This is a genomic window from Halomonas ventosae (assembly GCF_004361885.1).
GTDB classification, from domain to species: domain Bacteria; phylum Pseudomonadota; class Gammaproteobacteria; order Pseudomonadales; family Halomonadaceae; genus Halomonas; species Halomonas ventosae_C.
This window is the reverse complement of record NZ_SNWH01000008.1, coordinates 11,269-38,208: the sequence shown is the minus strand read 5'-3', so window position 1 is coordinate 38,208 and position 26,940 is coordinate 11,269. Positions and strand designations below refer to the sequence as shown.

The window sequence follows — 26,940 nt, the reverse complement described above, 5'->3', positions numbered from 1 at the left end:
CCCTGTGGTTATCGAGCTGTTCAAGCGGGTTCATAGACCAGCCCGCAGGCTTCTCATTCTTCATCACAGATGCCTTTCGATGACGTCGCGGGTCTGCGCTGGCTCGAACACGCTATCGAAGGCCCACTGGCCGAAGCCGCCCTGCGCGTTGACGGCCTTCACCCAGGTCTCCATGGCGGTGCGCTTCTCGGCGTTCTGCTGGCTGTCCTGGCCCTTCACCTCGAGCACGAGCGTCTTGCCGTTGGCGAGGCGGATCAGATAGTCGGGCACGAAGTTGCGCGATGAGCCGCGCCACAGGTAGCGCACCTTGAAGTCGAGGTGGTCGTTCTTGGCCCAGGCGGTAATGCCTGAATGGCCTTCACAGATATCGGCGACCATCTTCTCCCAGGTGCTGTCGTAGACCACGTGGCTGATCTGCGAGCGCTCCGTCGGGGCGCAGGGCTTGGTGGTGAGCCAGGGCCGCATGTAGGCCGTGGCGCCGATGGGCTGGTGCTCATCGAAGATCAGCTCCTGACGCTCCACGTTCTGCTCGGTGACGTGGCGATTCACATGGCCCACCACGGTATCCATGTTGAGGGCAAACAGCAGGCGGCGGCGCAACGGGTCCTGATGCCAGAGGCTGGGGATATCCAGCTTGTCGCTTTCCAGGAACTGTTCGACCAGGCGGATCAGCTGCACCGCGAGGTACTGCTTGTCGCCCCCGAAGCCAGCCTGGTTCTGCAGGTAGAGCTTGCGCGCCGCGCGGAAGATCAGATTCTGCAGCCGGAATGCCTCCACCGCCCGCTCCAGGTCGATCTCGGTGACCATGGCCAGGTTGGGGGAGCCGGTCAGCGAGGGGGCGATGTCGGCGTTGAGCGGGGTCTGGGCCGGGTCGAGGGTCAGCGTAGGCACGCTCTGCCAGTCGATCACCAGCGCCGGCTTGAGCACATTGTCGATGCGATCGACGTTGGGCCAGCGGATTTCCAGGTGATTGCGACCGGGCTCCACCTCGATGCGCACGCTGGGCTTGGGTGGCGGCGGTGCCTCGCCGCCTTCGCTGGCGTCCTGGAAGATCGAGAGCGGCACGCCGAAGACGTTGACGTATTCAGGGAGAAACTGGCGGTCGGCGTCCATGTCGTGGGAGACGCGGCGCAGGCCGCGGCCGATCACCTGCTCGCACAGTAGCTGACTGGTGAAGGCGCGCAGCCCCATGATGTGGGTGACGTTGGCGGCGTCCCAGCCCTCGGAGAGCATGGCCACCGAGATGACGTTCTGCAGATACTGCCCCGGCTGGCCGCGCTTGCCGACGGTATCGACCAGGGCACGCAGCTGCTCCTCCTGCTTCATGGCCAGCAGGTCGGCCTGCTTGTCGGCGGGGAGCTCGGCGGCCTTGATGAGGGCCTCCAGCCGGGCGGCATACTGCTTGTCCTTGCTGCTGGTTTCGCCCTGCTCGGCCTTTTCGAGCACCCTGGAATCGACCCGCAGGGTGGCGTCGGGGGCCTGGGTCTCCTGGATCAGGCAGTCGCCGCCGTTGAAGAAGTGCTCGATGCGCGCCGCGGTCTCGGTGCGGTTGCAGACGGTGAGCATCACCGGGGGAATGCTGTGCCCGGCCTCCTGCCACTGCTGGGCGGTTTCATTCCAGTCGTAGGCCAGCAGGGCGTAGGCCTTCTGCACCAGGTCCGGCAGTGGGGCGGTGGGCTCGGCTCGGCGGTTGAGGTCTTCCTTCACCTCGTCCTCGCGGTAGAGGTGATAGAGCTTGCTGGCGTAGGTCTTGGCGTTAGCCAGGGCGTCGTCGCGAACCACCACCCGTGGCGTCTTGACCAGCCCGGCCTCGATGGCGTCGTTCAAGCCGAAATCGGAGACGACCCACTCGAACAGGCCGGCATCGGTATTGCTCTTGCCGGTAGGAGCGAAGGGCGTGGCGGAGAGATCGAAGCAGCGGCGGATGCGTCGGGTCTTGTGGATGCGGTCCAGCCCCTCGATCCAGCGGGTGGCCTCCTCCAGGTCGATGCCCAGTTCCTCGGCCTGCTTCTTGCTGACCTTGGATTCGGCGGGCTTTCGGTAGGCGTGGTGGGCTTCGTCGTTGATCACGATAAGGTCGCGCTCGCTGGCCAGCGACCCCAGCACCCGGCGGGTGAAGGCCTCATCGCTCTCCTTGCCCTTCTTGACCACGGAGCGGGCCTGCTCCTTGAGCGGCATCAGGGTGTGCCAGTTCTCGATGACCAGCTCGACCCGGTTGAGCTGCTGGCGCATGGCCTCGTTGGGACAGAGGTTGAACTCGTCATAGACGTTCTGGGGGTGGCCTGGCTTCAAGACCTGCAGGCGGCTTTTCACCGTGAGGCCGGGGGTGACGATCAGCACCGCCTTGGAGAAGCGGCGCTCCTTGGGGTAGTGGATGGCGTTGAGGGTCTGCCAGGTGATGATCAGCGACATCACCGAGGTCTTGCCGGAGCCGGTGGCCATCTTGTTGCAGATGCGCCCCCAGGGGCCGCCATCCCCGCTGAGGAAGATGCCCTGGCGGTAGGATTGCTGCGCTTCCAGCCACCAGATCAGCGTCTCGATGGCCTCGAGCTGGCAGAAGTAGAACGGGTACTGACGCGGCCCGCCCTCCCAGCGACAGGCCTCCGGGTCCCAGTCACCCCGGGCGTGCCAGTGCTCCAGCAGCTGACGGGTGACGCTGGTAACGCCGGGGTAGCCATCCGCCCGCCACTCATCGACGCGCTGGCGAATCTTGTTGACCTGCTCCAGCGGCTCGCTGCGCTGGGTGTTGTTGCGGGTATCGAAGATCTCGTAGGCCGCCGGGCGACGGCCCTGCTGGAGGGTCATCTGCTTGCCGTCGCGCTCCCAGTAGGCCGAGGGGGCATCGTAGGGCGAATTGATGATCAGGGAGTTGGCCGTCATGCGGTGGTTCCTTCTACCGTGCGATAGCCCTGCTGCCGGTGGTTCGGGACATTGGGGTAGCGCAGTTGCAGTTGGCCCTCACGCACCATGGGCGTCAGGTAGCGGGTGCGCAGTCCTTCAGAGTTGCGGTCCATCAGATAGGCCAGCTGCGCCAGGCTCAGGTAGCGACCTTGGCACAACACCTTGAGGATCCGACGGATCTCCTCTCCCGAGGGGCGGTGACCGCGCACATGGGCCGTCTCTGCCAGCAGGCTTGCCGCGGTGTCGGCGCCAAGCTGCTGGGCCAGCTCCTCCCACAAGGGGTGGCCAGGCTCCGCATAGTGTAGGGAGCTAGTGTCGGAGTGTAGGGAGCTAGTGTCGGAGTGTAGGGAGCTAGTGTCGGAGTGTGGGGAGCTAGTGTCGGAGTGTGGGGAGCTAGTGTCGGAGTGTGGGGAGCTAGTGTCGGAGTGTGGGGAGCTAGTGTCCTCGTGGGGGGAGCTGGCCTCCACTTGCAGGATCGTTGGCGCCACCAGAGGCAGCGTATAGTAAGCTCCTCTGTTGCGTCCATGAGGCACCAGCATGCCCTTCTCCACCAGGCCGCTGAGCATCTGGGTGATATCGACCCGATGCAGGGCCAGCACCTCGAAGAGGCTGGTGTGCTGTGTCATGGGTCAGTCCAGCCGAACGACTTTCAGCGATTCGATGCCGCGGTTATCGACGATCTTCACCGCGATGCAGCGGTTGTCGCCGGGCTCGAAGGGCAGCGACCTGGTGCCGTGATACTGGCCCAGCAGCTCCTCGTTGAGCTCGGCGCGGATATCCTTCTTGAGCTTGTACCAGCCATCCTTCTTGCCAGCCATGGGGAAGAACACCTGGCGCGGGTAGAGGGAACGGTCGTCGTAGTCGGTATCCAGCTCCCACACGGCGATGTCGCGTTTGCCGCCGGACTTGAGCTCGCCGCTCTTGGTATCGAAGTAGTCAAAACCATGCACCTCGACCTGCAGCTTGCCGTCCATGAGGGTATGCACCTCGACGTCCGGTTGGCCCATCAGCCAGAAGGACTCGTTACTGCGCGCGTTCTTCTTGAGGTCTTCGGTGAGCAGATCGGTGTTCATCTGTACCTTGAGGGCCTGGATGCCCTTGATGCTGTCGATATCCTTGGCCGCCTCCGGATCGAAGGTGAAGGCACAGAACACCAGCAGCTTGGGCAGCGGGAAGAGGTCGCCGGCCTCGTTCTTGGCGATCTCCACCTGGCGCTGTTCCAGGGCGGCGTACTCAGGGCCGAAGCTGACGGCGACCCGTTCACCGGTCTCCGCGACGGTGCCCACGGCATGCAGGTACTTGGCGCCGGGCAGGGTCTCCAGATCCATCAGCTTGAGGTGCTGGCCCCCCTTGCCGCGGATGCCGGCCTTGAGCAGCTCCTCACGCCACTGAGCATGGCGGGAGGTGGCCCCGGAGCGCGCCACGGCGACGTCGGCCTCCTTGGGCTGCTCGGCCTCGTCCAGGCCCAGCACGGTGGCGAAGGGCACTGCCTCCACGGTGAAGGGGCCGGTGATGCGCAGCTTGTCGCGGCTCACCTCGGGCTGGTCGTAGAGCACCTCCTGGCCGGCGTGGTTGGCGATGCTCTCGTCCATGCGGCGCTGCATGGCCTGGCGGGCGCTGTGGAAAGCGTCAAAGAACGTTTTAGTGGCCTCCGGCCACTCGTCGGGATAATCGAAAGGGACCTCCCACTCGAGCAGCTCGTTGACCTTGGCAGTCTCACCCGAGGGAAGCGTGACCGTCTTGCTATCGGGTGCGGCGAAGTCGACCTTGTCCCCCTTGCGGCCGCCCTCGGTCACGGTGAAGGTGATGGGCTCGTCTTTAAGAGACAGGTTCAGATCGGCCAGAGCTTTCTCGATGCTTGGATGGTACTGCTCGTAGAGCTCATCGATCTCCGGGTTGTTGGCGATCGACTTCAGGGTGATATGCGGGACCGTCTTGTAGATAAAGCCGCCACCCAGCCCCTCGTGGGGATACTTCAGCTCGTAATAGTCGTAGCTGGCGGTCATCAGCCGCTGCTTGGCCAGGGTGACGGCCACCCGAGAGGTATCGCAGGTGACCCAGCGGCGGCCCCACTTCTCGGCCACATAGGCGGTGGTGCCGGAGCCGCAGGTAGGGTCCAGTACTAGATCGCCGGGGTCGGTAGACATTAATAGGCAACGCTCTACGACTTTTGGCGAAGTCTCTACAACATATTTCTTATCACTAGAAAAACCAGCAATCCCGGTATCTTCCCAAAGGTTGGTATAGGAAATAGCCGGGTAGTCATCCGCAAACTGTATAAACCTTAAAGAGTTTCCTGCCTGACAAAGCCTACCAGCTCTTCGCAATCTTTCCTGGCCTATCTCAATAGTTCTCCACCCTCTAGGCAATGGGCTAAATTCTTGCCCAAAGCATGGAAAGTCATAAACAGTGGTAGGCTTTTGGGAAGTTAGATCCGATCGAGTTAACAACCCGTCAACATCAGATTCTTCAGCCCTAACGACTTGTCCTTTATCGCTAATTTTTAGAGAATAAGAATCCACAAATGATTTGCTATCTGATTTCTTCCTGAATATGTGACGGAATTTCACATTTTCTGAATTCTTCGCATACCAGACAATGTAGTCAACAACCTCAGGAAGGTTGGTTGTTTTTCCTTCTGGGCTATTACTGCTCGATGTCTTCACAAACGGGATGATAGATACCCTATTTGCATAGCCATAAACCTCATCCATCAGCTCTCTTACATGATGCAGGTTCTCATCCGAAATCTGCACAAATACGGACCCGCTATCACTCAGCAGTTCCCTCGCCAGCAGCAGCCGGTCGCGCAGATAGGTGAGATAGGAGTGAATGCCGAGCTCCCAGGTATCCCGGAAGGCCTTGATCATCTCCGGCTCCTGGGTCAGGTCCTCGTCCTTGCGATCCTTCACATCCCGCTTGTTCGTGAACGGCTGGAAATTGGAGCCGTATTTGATGCCGTAGGGCGGGTCGATATAGATCATCTGCACCTGCCCCGCCATGCCCTCCTTCTGCAGCATGGAGTTCATCACCAAGAGCGAGTCCCCGGCGATCAGGCGGTTGGCCCAGTCGCGCTCGTGCTTGTAGAAGTCGATGGCCTCACGCAGCGGCAGATTCTCGAAGGGGGCGTGGAACATGTCGGGCTGGAAGGCACTACCCCCCTTCTTGCCTGCCTTCATGCGCTTCTGCACCTCGCCGAGGATGGTGGCTGGGTCGATGCGCTCGTGGACGTGCAGGGAGACGGTATCCACCTCGAAGCTGGTGCGCTCGGCCTTGCCGCTCCACTGCAGGTAGGGGGACTGCCGACGCTTGAGCTCCTCGAGCGCGGCCTTCATCTGCTCCTGGTCACCGGAGGCCAGGGCATCGTCGATCAGCGCCTCGACCTGGGCACGGTTGGCGGAGGAGTCGAACTGCAGCTCCGGGTCCAGGTGGGGGTCGTAGGCCCAGGTGGTAGTCTCCTCAACCCCGTCGCTGGCGGTATCCACCATGCCCACGTGAGGGTTGTTCTTGCGCTTCTCGTCATAGCGGTAGGAGAGCACCTCAGCGTGGTCGGGCTTGTTCTGGCGCGGCTTGGTGGTCCGCCTCGGTTTGGCCTGCTGCTGGCTCAGCGGCAGCTCGGCGGGGACCTCCTGCATCTGCAGGGTGAGGTCGGGGGCCGCGGATTCAGGGGCCGGCGCTTCTTGCGGGGCCGAAGCAGCGAGACGATACACCGAGCCGCCCCGGCCGCGCCCCTTGCCCAGCACGCCCTCCTCGATCAAGCCGTCGCGGACTTGCTCGTAGTCGAGCTTGTCGACCTCGCCTGCCTCTTCGCCGAGCCGCTTGAGCAGCCTGGCGTTGCCGATGGTGCTGCCGTCATCGGGCACGAGGGCGAGAATCAGCTCACGTAGCTGGGCGTCGGTCTGGCTCATGGGGCGTCCCTGTCGTTCTGGCGGCGATGAATGCGCTTGGCCGGCTGATGATACAGGCCATCATGGTGAATCGGCAGAGCGAGCTTGCGGCTCGAGCAGCTGCTGCCAGGCCTCGATTACCACCTGGCGGTGCGCCTGGAAGGTCTCGTTATGGCCGCGGGCGGGCTCGCGGGTCAGGGCGGCCCGATGGGCGGCGCTGCGCAGGGCCAGGTAGGCCTCGCGCAATCGCCGGCAGGTCTCGGCCGGCAGGCGCTCGGTGGCCTCGAGAGTCTCGAGGATGCGCATGTTGTCGCTGTAGACCAGCAGCTCCGGCGTCTCGTGGCCCATGGCCAGCACGGCGTACTGGCAGAGGAACTCGAGGTCGACCATGCCGCCGGGGTCGTGCTTGAGGTCGAATTCCCCCTCCCCGCGCTTGCCGCCCAGGTGGTCGCGCATCTTGTGGCGCATCTTGACCACTTCCTCGCGCAGCGATTCGAGGTCGCGCTTTCGGCCAAGAATCTCGCCGCGAAGCGCGTCGAAGCGCTCGGCCAGGCGCGGCTGGCCAGCCACCACCCGGGCGCGCACCAGGGCCTGGTGCTCCCAGGTCCAGGCCTGCTCGCGCTGGTAGTCGGCGAAAGCCGAGAGCGTCGAGACCAGCAGCCCCGAGTTGCCCGAGGGGCGCAGGCGCATGTCCACATCAAAGAGGCTGCCCGCCGGGGTCACGGCGGTGAGCAGGTGGATGATGCGCTGGCCCAGCCGGGTGAAGAAGACGGCGTTGTCGATGGGTCGCTGGCCGTCGGTGGTGCCCTGGATCGCGCCGTCGTGAAGGAACACCAGATCCAGGTCGGAGCTGTAACTCAGCTCGATGCCGCCGAGCTTGCCGTAGCCGACCACCAGGAATTCCGGCTCGCTGCCGCAGCGCCCCTCCTCGCGACGTTCCGGAAAGCCGTGCTTGCGGGTCAGATGCTTCCAGGCCATGGCCAGCACCGCTTCCAGGACCACCTCGGCGATATAGGTGAGATAATCGCTGACCTTCATCAGGTGGCGGGTGCCGGCGATGTCGGAGGCCGCCACGTGCAACACCTGAGCATGCTTGAAGACCCGTAGGGCCTCGAGCTGGGCCTCCTCGTCATCCTCGGGAAGCCGCCCCAGGGCCTGGCGCAGCTCGTCGGCCAGGCGCTCCTTGTCGGCCGGGGTGTAGAGGGTCTCGGGCGTCAGCAGTTCGTCGAGCAGGATGGGATGGCGGGCAAGCTGGGCGGCGATCCAGGGACTGGCGCTGCACAGCTTCATCAGGTGTCCCAGGGCATCCGGGTTCTCGCGCAGCAGCGCCAGGTAGGCGGTGCGTCGCAACACCGCCTCGACCAGCGGCAGCACCCGCTCCAGGGCGATGTCCGGCGTCTCGCTGGCGGCCACGGCATCGAGCAGCAGCGGTATCAGGGCCTCGAGTCGCTCGAAGCCGATGCGCTGCATGGCCTGCACCTGGCGGGACTGGCGCAGCGCCTCGAGCCGCCGCAGCGCGGCCTGCGGCTCCGCCAGGCCGGCCTCTTCCAGCAGTGCCCGGGCCTCGTCGTCTTCCAGCTCGCCGCGCCACAGCGCGCGCCACTCCTCCAGGGCGACGGCGCCGGAAGCCTGGTCGGCGTCCGCGCCTTCGTCCAGCGCCTCCTCGGGCTCGGCGATCACCGCATCGAAGTGCCGGCGCACCCGTTCGCGCACCTCGTCAAGGCACGCGATCACTGCCGGCCAGTCCTCCATGTCCAGCGCCAGGGCCACCCGCTCGCGGTCGATGTCATCGTCGGGCAGGGTCTGGGTCTGGCGATCCTCCAGGGCCTGCAGCACATGCTCCAGGTCGCGCAGGAAGACGTAGTCGGGCTCGAGCTCGTCGACCACCTCCACGGGCAGCAGGCCCAGCTCGGGCAGACGCTCCAGGGCGCTCTTCAGCGAGGTGACCTGCAGCTCGGTGTCACGACCGCCGCGGATCAGCTGGAAGGCCTGGACCACGAACTCCACCTCGCGGATGCCCCCGCGACCGAGCTTGATGTTGCTCTGCATGCCCTTGCGCCGCACCTCGCGGTTGATCATCGACTTGAGCTCGCGCAGCGACTCGATGGCGCCGAAGTCCAGGTACTTGCGATAGACGAAGGGCCGCAGGCTGGAGAGCAGCTCGGCGCCCGCGCCCAGGTCGCCGGCGACGGGTCGGGCCTTGAGCATGGCGTAGCGCTCCCACTCGCGCCCCTGGTCCTGGTAGTAGCCAGTGAGCGAGGAGAAGCTGCCCACCAAGGGGCCGCCGTCGCCCAGCGGGCGCAGGCGCATGTCGACGCGGAAGGCGAAGCCGTCGGCGGTCACCGCGTCCAGCGCGGTGATCAGCTTCTGCCCCAGCTTGGTGAAATACTCCTGGTGATCCAGCGACTTGCGCCCGCCCTCGGTCTCACCCTTCTCGGGGAAGGCGAAGATCAGGTCGATATCGGAGGAGAGGTTCAGCTCGCCGGCGCCGAGCTTGCCCATGCCCAGCACCACCAGCCGCTGCTCGCTGCCGTCGCGGCGCGGGGCGGGCCGCCCCCAGCGTGGCGCAACATGGGCCTCGAGCCAGGCCAGGGCCGCCTCCAGGCAGGTCTCGGCGAGGCGCGACACCGCGGCGCCGGTGGCCCACATGTCGATCCCCGGGGGGCGGGTCAGGTCGCGCCAGACGATGCCCAGCAGGCGAGCACGGCGAAAGCGGCGGATGGCGCCCTGCAGGGTCGCCTCGTCCTCGGCGGCCTCGAGGCGCTCGTTAAGCCACTCGCGCAGCGCCTCTGCGGTGGGCGTGGCGTCCAGCTCGCCGCTGGCATCCAGGTACAGCAGCCACTCCGGGTAGCGCACCAGGGTTTCGACGGCGAAGCTCGACACGGCCAGCACCCGGGCCAGCTGATGACGCCGTGAATCCGACAGCGCCAGCCAATCCTCCAGCGGGGAGTCGCTGCCGTTCATGTCGGCCAGGTTGTCGGCCTGCTCCAGCGCGCTCGCCAGCCGGTCACGGGCGTGCGCCAGGGGCGCCCTCAGGGGCTGGGGAATGTCATCCAGCGGCAGGAAGTCATCGGGCAGGGCCATGGGCGTCTCGTATCAGGTTTGCGGATGCTTCCAGCATAGCGAAGCCGACCGCGCCCCATAACCCGGGCTAGGCGAGGAATTTCTGCCAGGCCAGCAGCCCCCAGGTCAGGCCGGCGACGCACAGCGAGAGCATCACCGCCGCCGAGCCGATGTCCTTGGCGCGGCCCGAGAGCTCGTGATGCTCGCTGCCGATGCGGTCGACGACGCTCTCGATGGCGCTGTTGAGCAGCTCCACGATCAGCACCAGCAGGCAGCTGCCGACCAGCAGAATCCACTCCACGGGCCCCTGGCCGAGCCACCCGGTGAACGGCAGCAACACCGCGCAAGCCGCGAGCTCATGGCGGAAGGCCGCCTCGTGGCGAAAGGCCGCGCCGAGCCCCTTGAGGGAGTAGCGAGTGGAGTGCAACAGGTGCTGCCAGCCGGTGTGACTTGACTTCATGCCGAACGCTCCGCGCTATCAGTGGGCATCGATCATCGCCTCGAGGTCGGCGGAAAGCGGATCGAGCACCTGCTGCCAGTTGAGCCAGGGGGTCGTCGAGGTGCCGTTGACGAGCGCGGCGAACACGCCCCACTGCCCGCTGCGGGTGCGGAAGTAGCCGCCCGCGGCGCGTACCGCCACCGGCTGGTTGAGGGTGCCGGTCTTGATCATGACCTGCCGCTGGAAGGTCATCGAGCCGCGGCGCAGGAAGCGCATCACGCCGTTGGCCGGCGATTGCAGCGCGGCGACGAAGCTGGGAAAGAGCGCCGGCCGGTGGTACATGCTCTCCAGCAGCACGGTGATGCCCGCCGCCGAGGTGCGATTCTCCGGGGTCAGGCCACTGCCGCTGCGCAGGGTCACGGGGCCATGGCCGGGCAGGCCGGCCACGAAGGCCTCCAGCACCCCGCCAGCCTGCACCAGGCTGGCTCGCGGCGACGCCACCAGGTTGAGCGCCAGCTGGTCGGCCATGAAGTTGTTCGAGTAGTTGAGGGTGCGCAGCAGCAGCTCCTGCAGCGGCTCGCTGTCCACCTCGGCCAGGGAGCGGGCGCCGGCCGGTGGCTCGGTGGCCGCCACGGCGCTGCCGTCGCGCACCTCGATACCCGCCTGTTCCAGCATCGCCAGCAGGGTGGACGCCGCCTGGCGCGCCGGGTCGGAACTGGCCCGGTAGAGGGTGCGGGGCTGGGCATTGGTGGAGATCTGCCCGCTCACCACCATCACGTCGCCGCTGTCGCGCAGCACGCGCTCGGCCGTGATCCGGGTACCGCTGTCGTCGGGCTGGGTCTCGACGCGGTTGTCGACTCCCACGATCGGCGCCTGGCTGTCGCAGCTGGTGATGCGGGCAGGCGCGCCGGCCACGGCGGCGGGCGCCACGCTGACACACCAGCTGCCATAGTTGACCCCCGCCGAGGAGAGCAGCGCGCTGTAGGCATTGGCCGCGCGGGAGTGGGCCTGGCAGCGGTCGGTGGTGATGCACTCCACCGGGCCATAGCGCCACTGGCTGACCACCAGGCGCCCCGCGACCCGGCGCACGCCGGCCTGGTGCAGGCGCTGGGTGAGCCGCCACAGATCCTCGCTGGTCAGCATCGGGTCGCCGCCGCCGTCGAACACCAGGTCGGCGTTCAGCACGCCGTGCGCATCGGGCTCGGCCAGGCTCACCAGCCGGGTGGTGAAGCGGTGCTGCGGCCCCCAGCGATCCAGCGCCGCCGCCGCCAGGTAGAGCTTGGATACCGAGGCCGGTGACAGCTGGCGCTCGGGCGCGATGGCGCCAAGGGTCTCGCCGCTGTCCAGCAAGCGGGCCTCGGCACCGAGCAGGAAGCCCTTGTCGGCCAGCTTGGCCAGGTGGGTGAAGCCGTTCGCCTGGGCAAACAGCGGCAGCAGCGTCAGCAGCATGCAGAGCAGCGGGCGGCGTGGCACAAAACCTCCAGCGAGATGGGAAGTGCTCAGCTTAATGGGACGAGACGGAAGAGAACACCTGGATCACCACCACGCCGCCAACGATCATGGCCAGGCCCAGCAGTGCCGGCAGGTCCGGCTTCTCGCCATAGACCACGATGCCCACCAGGGTCACCAGCACGATGCCCAGTCCCGCCCAGAAGGCGTAGGCGATGCCCACCGGCATGCTGCGCAGCACCAGGGCGAGCAGGTAGAAGGCCAGCCCGTAGCCGATGACCACCGCCACGCTGGGCCACAGCCGAGTGAAGCCCGCCGAGGCCTTGAGCGCACTGGTGGCGATGACCTCGGCGACGATCGCCAGGGCCAGGAACAGGAAGGCCATCAGTCGCGCTCCTCCACGCTGGGCAGCGCGCCGCCGGGCACCAGCCCGGGAGCGTGGGGCAGCTCGACCACCAGCCGCCACAGCGCCTGCCCGCTGGCATGGTACTTGTGCTCGAAGGGGGTCAGGCAGGCCTCGCCCGGTGCGAAGGGTTGCGCCTCGGCCGCCACCCCGGTGGCCTGGGTCACCGCCAGGGCGAACTCCTCCACGTAGAGCCGCCAGTTGGAGCGCAGCTCCAGGCGTCCGCCCAGCGCCAGGATCACCGGCAGCACCGGGTGGCCCTGCCAGCGCATCTTGAGGTGGGCAGCCTTGGGATAGGGGTTGGGATAAAGCAGGTAATGCTGCGCCGGCCGCCAGCCCTCGGCCAGTGCCAGGCGCCAGAAATCCACCAGCTCGGCCCGTACCAGCAGGGCATTGTCCGGCAGCCGGCCATGGTCGCGGGAGAGGCGATCGGCGCTGCGATCCACGCCGATCACCGCGGCGGCCGGGTGTTGCGCGGCCAGCCGGCGCGTCGAGAGCCCCACGCCGCATCCCGCATCGAGGATCAGCGGCGCGGCGCCGCGCCGATGGCGCCACTGCTGGGCTCGGGCAAAGGCCTCGCGGGTGTGCGCGGCGAGCGGCTTGCGCAGCGGATGCGCCAGAGCCCGGGTGACGCGGCGGGCCAGGTCCTGGTGGGGGAGGGTCTGGCGGCTGACGATGGATCGCGAACAGGCAGTCATGGCAGCGGGCTCAGCGGCGATAGCAAAGAAAGTAGGCGCATTCTATCAGCCATGGCTCCGCCGCGCAGGAGCGCCGGCATGACGCCGCCACGAGCCGGATGCTATGATCCATGACCAGAAAGCGAACCATTTAGCCCCGAAATACATCGCATCGATAGACATCGCACAACGAGGAACCCGGCTTGCCACATTTACCGGTGATCGTGGGCATGGGCGGCGTGAATCCCGCCGGCCGAACCTCGGGCCATCAGGCGTTTCGCCGCACCGTGCTCGATGCCCTGCCCGACGACCTCCAGGCCCGCACCCTGCTGGGCCTGGCGGCGATGATGCGCCTGGCCGACTGCCAGGCAGAGGGTGCCTGGCATGATGCCCAGGGCCGGCCGCTGGACGCCGCCGGGATCGTCGCACAGACCCGCCAACAGGTACTCGACCACACCCTGATCCGGCGCATCGAAGATCCCCGCTTCAACGAGGAAGGGCTGCCTGGCAACCGCAAGGCGAGCCTCGTGCTGGACTCCCCCCTGACCTTCCGTATCCGCCGTCGCCAGCTGCCCGATGATCTGCCTCCCACCTGGCAGATCAAGGAACTGGACCGCCACAATCTCGAGGTCACCGTTCCGGCCGGCAGCATGGAAGTGCTGCTGCCCGAGACACGCCAGGCCCAGGTACGCACCGCCGGCCAGCTGCCATCTGGCTTCGAGCCCAGCCATCTCTACCGCAGCGTGCATCACCCGCGGGGGCTGGCGATGACCGTGTTCGCCGCCAGCGACTGCCTGGGCGATAGCGGCATGGCCTGGGAAAGCCTGCGCGACCGCCTGGACCCCGACGAGGTCGCCGTCTATGCCGGCAACTCCATCGGGCAACTCGACGACGAGGGCTGGGGCGGCCTACTCAAGAGCTTCACCTCCGGCAAGCGCGCCACCTCCAAGCAGATGCCGCTGGGCTACGGCCAGATGCCCGCCGACTTCATCAATGCCTATGTGCTGGGCAGCGTGGGGGGCACCGGGGCGGCGCTGGGCGCCTGTGCCAGCTTCCTCTATAACCTGCGTCTGGGGGTCGAGGACATCCGCGCCGGGCGCCGCCGGGTGGTGATGGTGGGGACCGCCGACTCACCGATCACCCCCGAGGTCATCGAGGGCTTTCGCACCATGGGGGCGCTGGCCGATGACGACGGCCTCAAGGCCCTGGATGCCCTGGAGCTGCTCACCGACGCCGACTACCAGCGAGCCTGCCGGCCCTTCGCCCGCAACTGCGGCTTCACCATGGGCGAGGCTAGCCAGTTCATCATGCTGATGGACGACGCCCTGGCCCTGGAGACCGGTGCCGAGATCCTCGGCAGTGTGCCGAGCGTTTTCGTCAATGCCGACGGCTGGAAGCGTTCGATCTCTGCTCCCGGCATCGGCAACTACATCTCGCTGGCCAAGGCGGCGGCATTGGTGCGCGACATGCTGGGCGAGACGGCCCTGCGCGAGCGCACTTTTCTGCATGCGCATGGCACCAGCACGCCCAAGAACCGCATCACCGAATCCCACGTCTTCGACCAGGTGGCCCGTGCCCATGGCATCACGGCGTGGCCGGTGGTGGCGATAAAGGCGTTCGTCGGCCACTCCCAGGGCAGTGCCGCCGGCGACCAGCTGGCCAGCGCGCTGGGCAGCTTCGCTCATGGGCTGCTGCCGGGCATCTTCACCCTGGATGCGGTGGCCGACGACGTCCATGCCGAGCGCCTGAGACTGTTCCGCGAGCCACTGCCCTTCGTGGCCGACGCCACCTTCATCAACGCCAAGGGTTTCGGCGGCAACAATGCCACCGGCGTGGTGCTCTCCCCGGCGGTGACCGAGCGGCTGATGGTGCAGCGTCACGGCCAGGCCGCCATAGCCGCCTGGCAGGCGCGCCGCGAGGCCACCCGCGAGACCGCCGCCGCCTATCACCAGGCCGCCGACCGCGGCCACTTCGTGGCCCGCTACCGCTTCGGTGAAGGCGTGCTGGAAGGGCCCGAGCTCAAGGTGGGCCGAGACGCCATTCACATTCCCGGCTATGCCAGGGCGGTATCGCTGGCCGTGGACAATCCCTTCGGACGACTCGATGACGGAGACCCGCGATGAACACCGCCATCTATCCCGGCACCTTTGACCCCATCACCAATGGCCACTTCGACCTGATCGAACGTGCCGCCCGGCTGTTCGACAAGGTGGTGGTGGCCATCGCCACCAGCCCCGGCAAGGGGCCTGTGCTGGACATCGACACCCGTATCGCCCTGACCCGCGAGGTGGTGGCGGGCCTTGACAACGTCGAGGTGGTGGGCTTCTCGGGGCTGATGACCGAATTCATGAAGCAGCAGCAGGCCCGCGTGCTGCTGCGCGGGCTAAGGGCGGTGTCGGACTTCGAGTACGAGCTGCAGCTGGCCAACATGAACCGCGCCCAGATGCCGGAGCTGGAGACGGTCTTCCTCACCCCGGAAGTGGAGAACTCCTACATCTCCTCGACCCTGGTGCGCGAGATCGCCCGACTCGGCGGCGATGTCTCCAAGCACGTGCATCCCAGGGTCGCCGAGACGCTGAAGAGCCATTACAATACCTGACCATGAAGCTCGGGATTGTCCCCATCCCGGGACCGCTTGCCGGCCAGCGACATCCGTGAGGTACCCCCATGGCCCTGATGATCACCGACGAGTGCATCAACTGCGACGTCTGCGAACCCGAATGCCCCAACGGCGCCATCTCGCCAGGGGAGGAGATCTATGTCATCGACCCGGGCCTGTGCACCGAGTGCGTGGGCCACTACGACGAGCCCCAATGCCAGCAGGTCTGTCCAGTGGACTGCATTCCGCTGGACCCGTCGCGCAAGGAGAGCCGTGACGCGCTGATGGAGAAGTACCAGCTCATCACCGCGGCCTGAGCCGTTCGACGCTAGCACGGCCAATGGCGCCCCGCTCATCGAGCGGGGCGCTTGTCGTCTGATACCGTGCCTAAACAGCCGGTCGAGGGAGTGGCTATAGCGGTCTGTGCGTTGACGAAGTCTCCCGTGCTGGGTAGCGCAACCCTCTGAGGTTGCGCTACTTTCTGTCAGGCACATGAAGATTCAACAACAGAAGAAGGAAAACCCCATGCTCAAGGCCCTATCGCGGCCAGCCGTTAAGCTGGTCGATAAGTACCTGCCTGACCCTTACATCTTCGTCCTGCTGCTGACGATCATCGCCGCCGCCGCCGCCATCGCCGTGGAGCGCCAGAGTCCTCTGGCGGTGATGCGCTTCTGGGGTGATGGCTTCTGGAACCTGCTGACCTTCTCGATGCAGATGCTGCTGGTGCTGGTCACCGGCTTCATGCTGGCCAGCTCGCCGCCCATCAAGCGCCTGCTGCAGAAGCTGGCCGGCATGGCCAACAACGCCGGCGCCGCCATCCTGCTGGTGACCCTGGTCTCGCTGGTCGCCAGCTGGATCAACTGGGGCTTCGGCCTGGTGGTTGGCGCGCTGTTCGCCAAGGAGCTGGCCCGCCTGGTGCGCGTCGACTATCGCCTGCTGGTGGCCAGCGCCTACTCCGGCTTCGTCGTCTGGCACGGCGGCCTGGCCGGCTCCGTGCCGCTGGTGATCGCTACCGAGGGGCACTTCGCCGCCGAGCAGATCGGCGTGATCGGCACCGGCGAGACGATCTTCTCGCTGTTCAACATCGCCATCGTGCTGTGCCTGTTCGTGGCGGTACCGCTGGTCAACCGTTTGATGCTCCCTGATGAGAACGAGAGCGTCTATATCGATCCCAAGCTGCTGGGTGAGGACGAAGAGACACGCGTTCGCATCACTCGTCCCGCCGAGCGACTGGAGAACAGCACCACCCTGGCCTGGCTGGTGGGCATTCCCGGGCTGCTCTTCCTGGTCGACCATTTCGTCTTTCGTGGCGGCGGCCTCAACCTGAACGTGGTCAATTTCCTGTTCCTGTTCCTGGCCATCGTGCTGCACCGCACACCCCGCAGCCTGCTGGAAAGCCTCCATGAGGCGATCAAGGGCGGCGCCGGCATCGTCATCCAGTTCCCCTTCTATGCCGGGATCATGGCGATCATGGTGCAGTCGGGGCTGGCCGAGAGCATGTCGCAGGCACTCGTCTCCTTTGCCACCGAGGCCTCCCTGCCCTTCTGGTCCTTCATCAGTGCCGGCATCGTCAATATCTTCGTGCCCTCCGGTGGTGGCCAGTGGGCCGTGCAGGCGCCGGTGATGATACCCGCCGCCCAGGCGCTGGGCGTGGACATGCCTCGGATCGCCATGGCCGTGGCCTGGGGAGACGCCTGGACCAACCTGCTGCAACCCTTCTGGGCCCTGCCGGTGCTCGGCATCGCCGGCCTCAAGGCCAAGGACATCATGGGCTTCTGCCTGATCCAGCTGTTCATTACCGGTATCATCATCGCCGTGGGCTTGACCTGGTTCTGATTCCGGTCACCACCACGACATCTAACGCCTTGCCCCCCTGGTGGGGGCAAGGCGTTATGCTATGGGAAACCTCAAAGGAGCATGACCATGGATGACCAGCCGCTGAGCGGCCAGCACGAGCTGTCGATGACGGTACTGATGACCCCGGACATGGCCAACTTCAGTGGCAAGGTGCATGGTGGCGCCATCCTCAAGAAACTCGATGAGGTGGCCTACGCCTGTGCCAGCCGCTATGCCGGCCATTACGTGGTGACGCTGTCCGTGGACCAGGTACTGTTCAAGCAGCCGATCCATGTCGGCGAGCTGGTCACCTTTCTGGCCAGCGTCAATCATGTGGGCAGTTCATCCATGGAGATCGGCATCAAGGTAGTCGCCGAGGATATCCGCCGGAAGGTGATCCGCCATACCAACAGTTGCTACTTGACCATGGTGGCGGTGGACGACACCGGCAAGCCGGCGCGGGTGCCGCCCTTGAAGCTAGAGACGCGCCTCCAGAAGCTACGTTTCGAGAAGGCGGCGCTGCGCAAGAAACTGCGCAAGCAGGCCGAAGAGGAGGAACGCCGTACCCAGGCCCAGCACGGCGATCCTTGAACGGCACGGTGTTCCTCGAAGCTTAGCTGGCGGCATCCTGAACGGCTTCGCCACCTTCTTCGATATCCTGCCCGGCACCGCGGAGGGTATTGCAGCCGCTGAGCAAGAAAAGGGTGAACAGGGAGACCAGGATCAGTGCAATCGTCCGTTTCATTGGCGCGTCCTCGTGATGGTTACGTTGGTATACAGGAATGACTCCTTCAATCTAGCACGTTCGTCGGCGATGCCCACCCTGCTCATCCCAGCAGCAGCCGCAGGATGATCGCCAGGATCACCGCGATGGTCAGCCACTTGACCACGAACGCCCCGCGCGGGCTCATGTTGACCTTCACCGCCAGCCAGGCGCCCAGCATGCTGCCGGCGGCCAGCACCAGGCCGTAGCCCCAGCGCACCTGGTCGTCGATCAGGAAGATGGCCAGTGCCGGCAGCGTATAGACCAGCACGATCAGCACCTTGAAGACGTTCACCTGGGCCAGGTCGATCTTCAGCATGCGGTAGAGCACCACGATGAACAGGATGCCCACCCCGACCTGGATGAAGCCGCCATAGAGACCGATCGCGAACATCGCCAGGTAGACCGTCGGCGTGAGGTGTGCCGGGGTCAGGGTGCGGGTCTCTAGCCGTGGCTGGGGGAGCAGCATCAGCACCGCTGAGCAGGCCATGACCGTGATCAGGATTGCCTTGAAGAGCGCATCACCGGTCTGCAGGGCCAGCCAGGCACCGAGCAACGAGCCGGCCACCGCCGGCACCGAGAGGCGCAGCGAAAGCCCCACATAGCGGGCGCCGGCATGCAAGAAGCTGGTCACCGCGGAGACGCTCTGCAGCGCGATCGAGACCCGGTTGGTGCCATTGGCCGCCTGGGGCGGCAAGCCTAGAAACATCAGCAGTGGCAGGGTCAGCATCGAGCCCCCGGCAGAGAGCACATTGATGAAGCCGGCCAGGGCCCCGATCACCAACAGGGCAAGTGCCTCAAGCAGCGTCATGACAACATCCATTGTGGCGGGTAGAAGATAGGCAGCCCAGCATACCGGGGCAGCGCTGCCGGGGGAATCTGCCCCGAGGGCGTGGGGTATGCCATGATGGCGGATACACAGAGAGCCTAGGCAAGAGGAGAGCCGTGATGTCGAAATTCGAACCCGATGCTCGCTTGGTGGAGGACAGCTACCCGGTCACCGAACTGCCGCTGTGCCAGCTGAGGCTGATGGACGATGCGCGCTTTCCCTGGCTGGTACTGATACCGCGGCGCCCCCAGGTCAGCGAGGTGTTCGAGCTCGACGCCGAGACCCAGCAGCAACTGTGGCGGGAGGCCACTGCGGTCGGCAGGGCCATGCTGACTGCCCTGGGCGGTGACAAGCTCAACATCGCCAGCCTGGGCAATGTCGTGGCCCAGTTGCACGTGCATGTCATCGTTCGGCGTCGTGGCGATGCTGCCTGGCCGGCGCCGGTGTGGGGCCATGGCCAGGCCGAAGCCTACGACCTAGACCGCCTGGCCGACATGCGGGCCCGTATCCTGGCCGTGGTGGAGAGCCTGAACCTCGCCTCAGGGCTGTAGCCGCGCCTGCAGGTCCGTGAGCAGGGGGTCCACCACGCTGGGGGGCAGGGGTCGACCGCCGCGGGTAGCAATCACGCTGACCCGGCTGCCATTTTGCTGGCCAGCCACGCGCAGCGCGACGCCATAACCTGGCATACGCGCCAGCTCTGCCTCCAGGCGCCCCAGTTCGCCGTCAGCATGGCGGATTACGTAGCCGCGCTCCATCAGCAGCGCCATGGCCTCGCGCAGGGTGACCTCGGGCGCTGCCGCCAGTTGCGTCACCCGGGGCTCGGGTGAAGGCGACGTGGCACAGCCGACCAGCCAGGCGGCCAGCAAAATGACGAGAGTGGGTCGCATCATGACGCCTCCTTGGCCGGCACGGCCTCGATGGCCGCGCGCAACTCGCGGCAGAAATCGGCATCGCTGGCACTGCGCGACTCGCGAAGATCCCCGCGCCAGTCGATCAGGCGGATGTTGCGGGTGACCTGCAACTGCTCTTCATCGACCACCACCGAGACCCGCTCGATGCGCGAGGCCTCGTCGACGCCCAGGTCGCCGCCGCCGAAGCCGATCATCATGCCAGAGGAGACATGGCCACCGCTGCCGCCCAGCACAAAGCCGCCAAGACGCGGCAGGCGCTCGACGCCATTGTCGTGATAGATGGTGTTACGGGCACGCTCGGCGCTGACCAGCCCCAGCGACGCATCGGTATGGCGTATCAGAAAGCCCTGTTCCTCCAGGGCCGTAACCACCCGGTTCAGGCTGTCGTCGGGTCCGGCCGGCCAGCGGCACTCCTCGGACGGGGCAGGTTGGGCCACAGGCAGGGTGGTCGGTGTCACCTGGCAACCGGCCAGCGCCGCCGCAAGCGGCAATAGCAGCCATGCACGCATGGGATGATCTCCGCAGAAGGTAAGCAACAGTCTACGCCCGAAACCGGCGGCGATGAAGCCTTCGCGCCTTCGGGGTTCTGTCCGGTGTACGCTGCCGTTACGCTGAAGATGCCTGCCACATGAGAGAACCGCGATGAAGATCCTGATCTGCCCGGACAGCTTCAAGGATGCCTTGCCTGCCGCCGCTGCCGCTCAGGCGATCGCCGTAGGGGCGCGACGCGCCGGCGATGACATCGAGGCCCTGGAATGCCCGCTGGCCGATGGCGGCGAAGGCAGCCTCGATGCCCTGCTGGCCGCCACCGGCGCCGAGCGCCGCTCGGCCGAGGTCCAAGACGCCCTGGGTCGCCTGCGCCGCGCCGACTGGGGCTGGCACCCCGAAAGCCGCACCGCCTACGTGGAGCTGGCCGAGGCCAGTGGGCTGCAGGCGCTGGCGCCCGAGGAGCGCAGCGCCCTGCACAGCACCACCTTCGGCGTCGGCGAACTGATCCGCGAGGCACTGGATGCCGGTGCCAAGCGGCTGCTGCTGACCCTCGGCGGCAGCGCCACCAATGATGGCGGCACGGGGATGCTTGCCGCCCTGGGGGCGCGACTGCGTGACGGCCAGGGCCGCGACCTGACCCCGGGCGGTGCCGCCCTGGCCGAGCTGGCCGTTCTCGACCTGGACGGCCTCGACCCGCGCTTGACCGGCCTGCAGGTCGAGGCTGCAGTGGACGTGGACAACCCGCTGCTCGGCGAGCGCGGCGCCAGTGCGGTCTTCGGCCCCCAGAAGGGCGCCACGCCGGCCGACGTAACGCGTCTCGATGCAGCCCTGGCCCGCTTCGCCGACGTCAGCGCCGCAACCCTGGGCGAGGATCACAGCGAACTGCCCGGGGCCGGCGCCGCCGGCGGCATGGGCTTCGCCGCCCGGGCCTTTCTCGGCGCCGAGCTGCGCCCGGGCATCGAGCTGGTGATGGGCCAGGCCGGCGTCGAGACCCTGCTGGCGGATGCCGAGCTGGTGATCACCGGCGAGGGCCAGCTCGACGGCCAGAGCCTGGCCGGCAAGACCCCGGTGGGCGTGGCACGGCTGGCCCATCGACACGGGGTGCCGGTGGTGGTGCTGGCCGGACGCCTGGCCCCGGGCTGGCAGGCCGCCTTCGACGAGGGCATCACCGCGGCCTTCGCCCTAGCCGATGGCCCCATGGCGCTCGACGAGGCCCTCGCGCGCTGCGCCGAGCTGCTGGCCGAGCGCAGCGAGAGCCTGGTACGGCTGTGGCGGGTCGCCTCCCGGCCTTGAACCGCACGCCCGATCACCGGCATCGCAGGACCACGGCTCACCACGCCACCCCTCGGGGCGGCATGGTCGGTTGCAGGCCGCGACACGCGACCAGGGCTCAGCGCCCCCTCGTCGCCTCGTCGTCCGCACCACTCTCCCCGCCGGCGGCGCGCACCAGTTCCGTCGGCAGCGGCTTCTTCATGCGCACCCCCAGGCGCTGCAGCTCGGTGGCCTGGGCCACCAGGCTGCCCTGCCCGCTGGAGAGCCGTCCCATGGCCCGGCGATGGCTGTCGCCCGCGCGTTCCAGGTGGCGGCCGACCTCCTCGAGGCTCTCGACGAAACCGGAGAACTTGGCCAGCAGCTTCTCGGCCCGCTCGCCGATCAGGCGCGCGTTCTCGTTCTGTCGCTCTAGGCTCCACAGGCCGGCCACGGTGCGCAGGCTGGCCAGCAGGGTGGTCGGGGTGACCACCACCACCTGACGATCGAAGGCCTCCTGGAAGAGCGTGGGGTCGCGTTCGAAGGCGGCGGCGAAAGCCGGCTCCACTGGCACGAAGAGAAACACGAAGTCGGGCGAGTTGAGCCCCGGCAGCGCCGAATAGTCCTTGGCCGCGAGGCTGGCGACATGACTGCGCAGCGACTGCAGATGGGCCCGCATCGCCGCTTCGCGTTGTGCGTCATCCTCGGCGTTGACCACCCGGGTCCAGGCGACCAGCGACACCTTGGCGTCGACGATCAGATGGCGGTTATCGGGCAGGTAGATCAGCGCATCGGGGCGCTGACGTCCCTGATCGCCGTGCAGCGAGACCTCGCGGCGGTATTCGATGTCGCGGCGCAGGCCGCTGCGCTCTAGCACGGTCTCGAGCATCAGCTCGCCCCACTGGCCCTGGGCCTTCTGGTCACCCTTTAGGGCCCGGGCGAGCCCAGCGGCCTCGTCCCCGAGCCGCGCATTGAGGCCGGCGAGCTGTTCGAGCTGGGCCTTGAGCGAGCCGCTGTCGCGACTCTGCTGACCATGCAGCTCCTCGACCCGGCGGCGAAACTGCTCGACCTGCTCGCGGAAGGGGCGCAGCAGGGCCTCAAGGCTGTCGCGACTATGCACCGAGAAGGCCTGCTGGCGCTCCTCGAAGATGCGCCCGGCGAGCTCGCGGAACTCCGCCTTGAGCCGCTCCCGGGCCTCCTCCAGCAGGGCCAGCTGCTCGCGATGCCGCAGGGCCAGCTGCTCGCGCTCGACCTCCAGGCGGGCAGCATGCTCGCGCCGCTCGGCCAGCCGCTCACGCGTCGCGGAAAGCTCAACCTCCAGGGCGGCCAGGCGCTCGCGGCTGGCGTCCAGCTGCGCATCGCTCTGGGCCAATTCCTGCTCCAGGCGCCGCACGCTGGCCTCGCCCTCGGCCACCGCCTGCTCCCGGGCGAAAAGACGTGTCTCGGCGACGACCAGGCGCCTGCGCCAGGATAGCCCCGCCCATGCCATCGCCAGCAGCAGCCCGGCCAGCCCCCAGACCAGCCAGACCGGGGCGCTTCCCTGCAGCAGGTCGTTCGGCAGTGGTGAGATCACCACGCATCGTCCCGCGCCAGATCCTCGATTAGGGCGCGCAGTAGCGTCCAGAACTCCGCCACCGAGGCAAGCTCCACCCGCTCGTCGGGGGAGTGGGCGCCGCGGATCAGCGGCCCGAAGGAGATCATGTCCAGCTTGGGGTACTTGCCGCCGAGGATGCCGCACTCAAGGCCGGCATGGATCACCTTCACCTCGGCCTCGCTGCCCAGCTGCTCGCGGTGCAGTCGACAGAAGCGCGCCAGCAGCGGGCTATCCGGGTTCGGTGTCCAGCCCGGGTAGGCGTTCTCGACCCGGGTGCGCGCCCCGACCAGCTCGAACAGCGCCCGGAAGCGGTCGGCGAGGTCCTGGGTGGCGCTGTCGCGTAGCGAGCGCACCAGGGCACAGAGGTGGAAGCGTCCGCCCTCAAGACTGACCACGCCCAGGTTATTGGAGGTCTCCACCACTCCCGGCACCGCCACGCTCATGCGCTCGACCCCGCAAGGTGCCACATGCAGGGCGCGTATCCATTGTTGGCTGGCCGGCTCGGTCAACGCCTCGGCGGGGCGCGTCGCCATAGGCGATAGCGTCAGGGTAAGCCCCTCGTCGACGCCGGCCAGCTCAGCGCGCAGCACCTCCTGCAACACGGCCACTCGCTTGCTGGCGGATGCCTGCTCGTCGTCGGGCAGCGCCAGGGTGGCGAAGGCCTCCCGCGGCAGGGCATTGCGCAGCGTGCCGCCGTGGTAGTCGACCAGCCGCGCTCCGAAGGGCTCGAGGGCGCGCAGTACGCGCACCAGCAGCCGGTTGGCGTTGCCCAGTCCCTTGTCGATATCGATGCCGGAATGGCCGCCCGAGAGGCCGGTCAGCGACAGCCGCAGCGCGACCTCGTGGTCGACCAGCGGTGCGCTGGGCAGCCGTGCCTCGACGATGACGTCGGCACCGCCGGCGCAGCCGATGTAGACCTGGCCGCGATCCTCTGAGTCCAGGTTGAGTAGCAGACGCCCCTCGAGCCAGTCCTCGTCCAGGTTCAGGGCTCCGCCCATGGAGGACTCCTCCTCCAGGGTGAACAGCGCCTCCAGCGGGCCATGCACCAGGGTCTCGTCCTCGAGGATCGCCAGCGCCGCCGCCACCCCCAGGCCGTTGTCTGCCCCCAGGGTGGTATGGCGGGCATGCAGCCAGCCGTCATCGCCCACCCAGGTCTCGATGGGATCGCAGGTGAAGTCGTGGGGATAGTCGGCATTGGCCTGGGCCACCATGTCCAGGTGGCTCTGCAGGATCACCCCCGGCGCCGCCTCGAAACCCGGCGTGGCCGTCTTGCGGATGCGCAGGTTGCCGAAGGCGTCGCGGTCGTGGGCCAACCCCAGGCCATCGGCCCAGCGCTCGAGAGTCGCCACCAGGGCGGCCTCGTGGCCGGAAGGGCGCGGCGTATTGCACAGGGTGCGGAAGTGGCGCCACAGCGCCCGGGGGGAGAGCTGCTCGAGATGTGCATTCATGGCGGGTTCTGTCTCGCGATTGATCCGGGAACTCTACCGGCCGGCCGCACCGGGGGAAAGTCCGTACTCGCCATCGAGCAGCCGTGCCACGAGCTGACGCAGCCAGGCCTGCACGCCACGCTTGCCCGACACCCCCAGCTGCGCTGCCAGCCAGGTCGTTGCTCGCCCCTGAAAGGCCCAGGCGGCGAGCAGCGCCAGCGCCTCGTCCTGGCGGCCCGCCAGGCGTGCAGCATGGCACCTCACCAGGGCCTGGATCGCCGGGCGGACCAGGGCGGGCTCACGGTGGCCGAAGGCCAGGTCATCGAGGTCGCGACGATCCGTGTCATCCAGCGGAGCCGCCGGCCCCTCGGCGAGCAGGGCCACCACCACCGCCGGCGCCAGCTCGGCCAGTTCAAAGGCTAGCAGCCCCGGCAACTGACGCTGGAAGCGTGCCTGAAGGCGCTCGGTAAGCCCCGCCCCCGCCGGGCCGATGGGCCGCACCACCATCAGCGCATGCTCGCCGGTGGCCGTCTCCCGAGTCAGCCCCAGCCGCACCGCCCGAAAGCCCGCCGCCTGCCAGAAGGCCTGCAGCCCCGGCTCGGCGCCGAAGCTCACCCCCAGCAGGTCGATGCCATCGCAATGGGCGCGCCTGATCTCGCCCTCGAGCAGTCGTCGCCCCATTCCGTGGCGGCGCCGCTCGGCCGGAACGGCAATGCGCAGGATGCGCCGCAGGCACGCGGTTAGCGCCTCACGCTCACCGGCATGGGCGGCCAGCGACTGGGCCAACAGATGACCACGCGGGCGCCGCTCGCCTCGCGCCACCTGCTCGGCGAGCCCGGCCGGGAAGCCCCCCTCGTCGCCACTCACCACGACCCCATGCACGACTCGCCCGGCCTCGAGGACGCTAAGGGTGATCGTCGGGCCATCCAGCAGGCGGCGCAGGTCGGCGGGGGTGGTGCGGTAGTGAGCCTGCACCAGCAGGCCGAACAGCGCCCGCAGCCGCGGCTCGTCATGGGCCAGGGCCTCGCGATCCAGGCGCCGCAAGACGGGAACTTGACCGGCCTGCGGGCAGACGGCCGGTTCGGCATCCAGCAGCAGCAGGCGCGCGATCAGCGCCTCGAGCGGGTCGCCCGCGGCCCAGCGCACCGGCTCGGCCAGGTGGCACTCCCGCCAGTCGGGCGTCTGGCGCGCGAGCCGTTCCCGGAAGCGCAGCGCAAAGCCGCGCCCCGACCCCTCGTAGCCGTGCAGCGTGGTGGCGAAGGCGATACGAGGGAAAGCATCGAGCCAGCGGCCCAGCAGCGGCGCGGGAATCGCCGCCGCCTCGTCGACCAGCAGCAGCCGGCCGGGCCCTCCGACCTCGCCCCGCTCGGCCAGTTGGGTCAGAGCGTCAGGGGGCAGGAAGCGCACTCGCCCCCCGGGCGCCACGAAGGCGTTGTCGTGCCGCTGCCCCTTGGGGCACAGAGCCGCCAGCCGTTCGAAGAGCCCTGCCACGGCCGAAGGGCGCGGTGCGGTGACCAGGATATCCGTCTCCCCTGCCGCCAGCAATCGCGCACAAGCGATGCCCAGGGCCGCCGTCTTGCCGCGGCCACGGTCGGCGGTCAGCACCAGCGGTCGCCGGCGACGCAGCCGGGTGAGTCGCGCTACCGCTTCCGCCTGGTCGCGGGTCAGACAGTCGGGGTCGCCGCCGGTCGATGACACGGCAGCGGGGGGAACCTCGGGCAGCCGAGGGCGAGACGGCACCTGGCCCGCCGGCCAATGGATCACCCGCGCGTCGGCCTCGAGCAAGCGGGCCAGCCTGGCCAGGTAGCGCGCACTGAGCTGCTCGGCGCGCCAAGGGTACTCGGCCAAGCGACGATAGTCGGCATCGGGATGCGCCCCCCAGTCGGGCGGGGTCATCAGCACCAGCAGCCCACCGGCGCGCAGGGTGCCGGCCAGGACGCCGCAGGCCTCGGGATCGAAACCGCTGCCGGCCGAGACGGCGTCCAGCACCACCAGATCCTGCTCGCCTCCCAACCGCGTGCGGGCCTTGGCCGCCGGCAGCCAGCACGACGCCTCGATGCCCTCCACCGGCTCGGCGGCGATCCACAGCGGCGAGGCCCAGCCGCCCTGCCACCACAGGGCCAGCGCCTCCCGGCGGCAGGCATCGGCCGTGCCGCTCAGCCACACCAGGCTGCGCCAGCGGGATCGGTGCAGCCAACGCCGGGTCTCCCACAGAGAAGCGAGGCGGTCGTGGGTCATCTGGGGCTCCATTCGAGGCTGAACTTTGGTCTAAGAGGGGCGTGAATTTTCAATGTTGCCGGACATTTCGACGCTGCAATATGGCTGCCATACGATCGTTTTAACGCCTTGGCTAACAATGAGTTCCTGGTCTTCTTGCAGGAAGCTTGCGGGTCTGTGTGCAAACCTCGGGGCTCATGGTGCCAGT

22 protein-coding genes are annotated in these 26,940 nt (G+C 67.4%); 7 read left to right on the top strand and 15 right to left on the bottom strand.

All coding sequences use genetic code 11. The features are described 5' to 3' along the window. Positions 1 to 63: 63 nt before the first annotated feature. The 8 genes from DFO68_RS08085 to trmB all read right to left on the bottom strand — a co-directional run bounded on the left by DFO68_RS08085 (position 64) and on the right by trmB (position 12,840). On the bottom strand, positions 64 to 2,880 hold the full coding sequence (locus tag DFO68_RS08085) for a BPTD_3080 family restriction endonuclease (RefSeq protein WP_133483157.1): 2,817 nt from the start codon (positions 2,878 to 2,880) through the stop codon (positions 64 to 66). Next, positions 2,877 to 3,527, bottom strand: coding sequence for a hypothetical protein (locus DFO68_RS08080; RefSeq protein WP_133483156.1), 651 nt, complete (start codon positions 3,525 to 3,527; stop codon positions 2,877 to 2,879). Before DFO68_RS08080 ends, DFO68_RS08085 begins: the two co-directional genes overlap by 4 nt. A 3-nt stretch (positions 3,528 to 3,530) precedes the next feature. Continuing rightward, positions 3,531 to 6,809, bottom strand: a complete 3,279-nt coding sequence (locus DFO68_RS08075) for a site-specific DNA-methyltransferase (RefSeq protein ID WP_133483155.1) — start codon at positions 6,807 to 6,809, stop codon at positions 3,531 to 3,533. A gap of 60 nt (positions 6,810 to 6,869) precedes the next feature. After that, the gene (glnE, locus tag DFO68_RS08070) at positions 6,870 to 9,872 is read right to left on the bottom strand and encodes a bifunctional [glutamate--ammonia ligase]-adenylyl-L-tyrosine phosphorylase/[glutamate--ammonia-ligase] adenylyltransferase (protein ID WP_133483154.1); all 3,003 of its coding nucleotides are present in this window, start codon (positions 9,870 to 9,872) and stop codon (positions 6,870 to 6,872) included. A gap of 67 nt (positions 9,873 to 9,939) precedes the next feature. Beyond that, complete coding sequence (locus tag DFO68_RS08065; RefSeq protein ID WP_133483153.1) at positions 9,940 to 10,311, bottom strand: diacylglycerol kinase; 372 nt, start codon at positions 10,309 to 10,311, stop codon at positions 9,940 to 9,942. 18 nt (positions 10,312 to 10,329) lie between these two features. Beyond that, a complete protein-coding gene (gene dacB, locus DFO68_RS08060; protein WP_133483230.1) occupies positions 10,330 to 11,739 on the bottom strand; it encodes a D-alanyl-D-alanine carboxypeptidase/D-alanyl-D-alanine endopeptidase in 1,410 nt (469 codons plus the stop codon). 55 nt (positions 11,740 to 11,794) lie between these two features. Next, positions 11,795 to 12,127 (bottom strand): DMT family transporter, encoded by a 333-nt coding sequence (locus DFO68_RS08055; protein WP_208107390.1) that lies wholly within the window; start codon positions 12,125 to 12,127, stop codon positions 11,795 to 11,797. Beyond that, complete coding sequence (gene trmB / locus DFO68_RS08050) at positions 12,124 to 12,840, bottom strand: tRNA (guanine(46)-N(7))-methyltransferase TrmB (RefSeq protein ID WP_133483151.1); 717 nt, start codon at positions 12,838 to 12,840, stop codon at positions 12,124 to 12,126. Before trmB ends, DFO68_RS08055 begins: the two co-directional genes overlap by 4 nt. 209 nt (positions 12,841 to 13,049) lie before the next feature. Here trmB and DFO68_RS08045 point away from each other — a divergent pair, with 209 nt between their 5' ends. The 5 genes from DFO68_RS08045 to DFO68_RS08025 all read left to right on the top strand — a co-directional run bounded on the left by DFO68_RS08045 (position 13,050) and on the right by DFO68_RS08025 (position 17,845). After that, positions 13,050 to 14,942: a beta-ketoacyl synthase gene (locus tag DFO68_RS08045; RefSeq protein ID WP_133483229.1), complete on the top strand. Its 1,893-nt coding sequence runs from the start codon at positions 13,050 to 13,052 to the stop codon at positions 14,940 to 14,942. Then, entirely contained in the window at positions 14,939 to 15,418 is a 480-nt protein-coding gene (gene coaD / locus DFO68_RS08040) for a pantetheine-phosphate adenylyltransferase (protein WP_133483150.1), read from the top strand. Before DFO68_RS08045 ends, coaD begins: the two co-directional genes overlap by 4 nt. 68 nt (positions 15,419 to 15,486) lie before the next feature. Continuing rightward, positions 15,487 to 15,735: a YfhL family 4Fe-4S dicluster ferredoxin gene (locus DFO68_RS08035; protein ID WP_133483149.1), complete on the top strand. Its 249-nt coding sequence runs from the start codon at positions 15,487 to 15,489 to the stop codon at positions 15,733 to 15,735. Positions 15,736 to 15,943: 208 nt separating this feature from the next. Next, a complete protein-coding gene (locus tag DFO68_RS08030; RefSeq protein WP_133483148.1) occupies positions 15,944 to 17,254 on the top strand; it encodes a short-chain fatty acid transporter in 1,311 nt (436 codons plus the stop codon). Between the two features lie 81 nt (positions 17,255 to 17,335). Beyond that, positions 17,336 to 17,845, top strand: a complete 510-nt coding sequence (locus DFO68_RS08025) for an acyl-CoA thioesterase (protein WP_133483147.1) — start codon at positions 17,336 to 17,338, stop codon at positions 17,843 to 17,845. Positions 17,846 to 17,867: 22 nt separating this feature from the next. On the opposite strand, the gene DFO68_RS08020 is transcribed toward DFO68_RS08025, so the two are convergent. After that, positions 17,868 to 17,999, bottom strand: coding sequence for an entericidin A/B family lipoprotein (locus DFO68_RS08020; protein ID WP_133483146.1), 132 nt, complete (start codon positions 17,997 to 17,999; stop codon positions 17,868 to 17,870). Between the two features lie 82 nt (positions 18,000 to 18,081). Then, on the bottom strand, positions 18,082 to 18,828 hold the full coding sequence (locus DFO68_RS08015) for a sulfite exporter TauE/SafE family protein (RefSeq protein ID WP_133483145.1): 747 nt from the start codon (positions 18,826 to 18,828) through the stop codon (positions 18,082 to 18,084). A 137-nt stretch (positions 18,829 to 18,965) separates the two neighbouring features. On the opposite strand from DFO68_RS08015, the gene DFO68_RS08010 reads away from it, so the two are divergent. Further along, the gene (locus tag DFO68_RS08010; protein ID WP_133483144.1) at positions 18,966 to 19,397 is read left to right on the top strand and encodes an HIT domain-containing protein; all 432 of its coding nucleotides are present in this window, start codon (positions 18,966 to 18,968) and stop codon (positions 19,395 to 19,397) included. On the opposite strand, the gene DFO68_RS08005 is transcribed toward DFO68_RS08010, so the two are convergent. Both DFO68_RS08005 and DFO68_RS08000 read right to left on the bottom strand, forming a co-directional pair. Further along, positions 19,386 to 19,736, bottom strand: a complete 351-nt coding sequence (locus tag DFO68_RS08005) for a hypothetical protein (protein WP_243726468.1) — start codon at positions 19,734 to 19,736, stop codon at positions 19,386 to 19,388. The genes DFO68_RS08010 and DFO68_RS08005 overlap by 12 nt on opposite strands. Then, the gene (locus DFO68_RS08000) at positions 19,733 to 20,266 is read right to left on the bottom strand and encodes a hypothetical protein (RefSeq protein ID WP_133483143.1); all 534 of its coding nucleotides are present in this window, start codon (positions 20,264 to 20,266) and stop codon (positions 19,733 to 19,735) included. The genes DFO68_RS08005 and DFO68_RS08000 overlap by 4 nt, the downstream gene beginning before the upstream one ends. Before the next feature lie 133 nt (positions 20,267 to 20,399). Between DFO68_RS08000 and DFO68_RS07995 the strand changes: the two genes are divergently transcribed. Beyond that, positions 20,400 to 21,539 (top strand): glycerate kinase, encoded by a 1,140-nt coding sequence (locus tag DFO68_RS07995; protein WP_133483142.1) that lies wholly within the window; start codon positions 20,400 to 20,402, stop codon positions 21,537 to 21,539. A gap of 97 nt (positions 21,540 to 21,636) precedes the next feature. Here DFO68_RS07995 and rmuC read toward each other — a convergent pair whose 3' ends face one another. The 3 genes from rmuC to DFO68_RS07980 are packed head-to-tail and all read right to left on the bottom strand — an operon-like array spanning position 21,637 to position 26,753. Then, positions 21,637 to 23,067, bottom strand: a complete 1,431-nt coding sequence (gene rmuC, locus DFO68_RS07990) for a DNA recombination protein RmuC (protein ID WP_243726467.1) — start codon at positions 23,065 to 23,067, stop codon at positions 21,637 to 21,639. After that, positions 23,064 to 24,536: an aminoacyl-histidine dipeptidase gene (locus tag DFO68_RS07985; RefSeq protein ID WP_133483141.1), complete on the bottom strand. Its 1,473-nt coding sequence runs from the start codon at positions 24,534 to 24,536 to the stop codon at positions 23,064 to 23,066. The genes rmuC and DFO68_RS07985 overlap by 4 nt, the downstream gene beginning before the upstream one ends. A 33-nt stretch (positions 24,537 to 24,569) precedes the next feature. Further along, positions 24,570 to 26,753, bottom strand: a complete 2,184-nt coding sequence (locus DFO68_RS07980) for a tRNA(Met) cytidine acetyltransferase TmcA (RefSeq protein ID WP_243726466.1) — start codon at positions 26,751 to 26,753, stop codon at positions 24,570 to 24,572. Between the last annotated feature and the right edge of the window lie 187 nt (positions 26,754 to 26,940).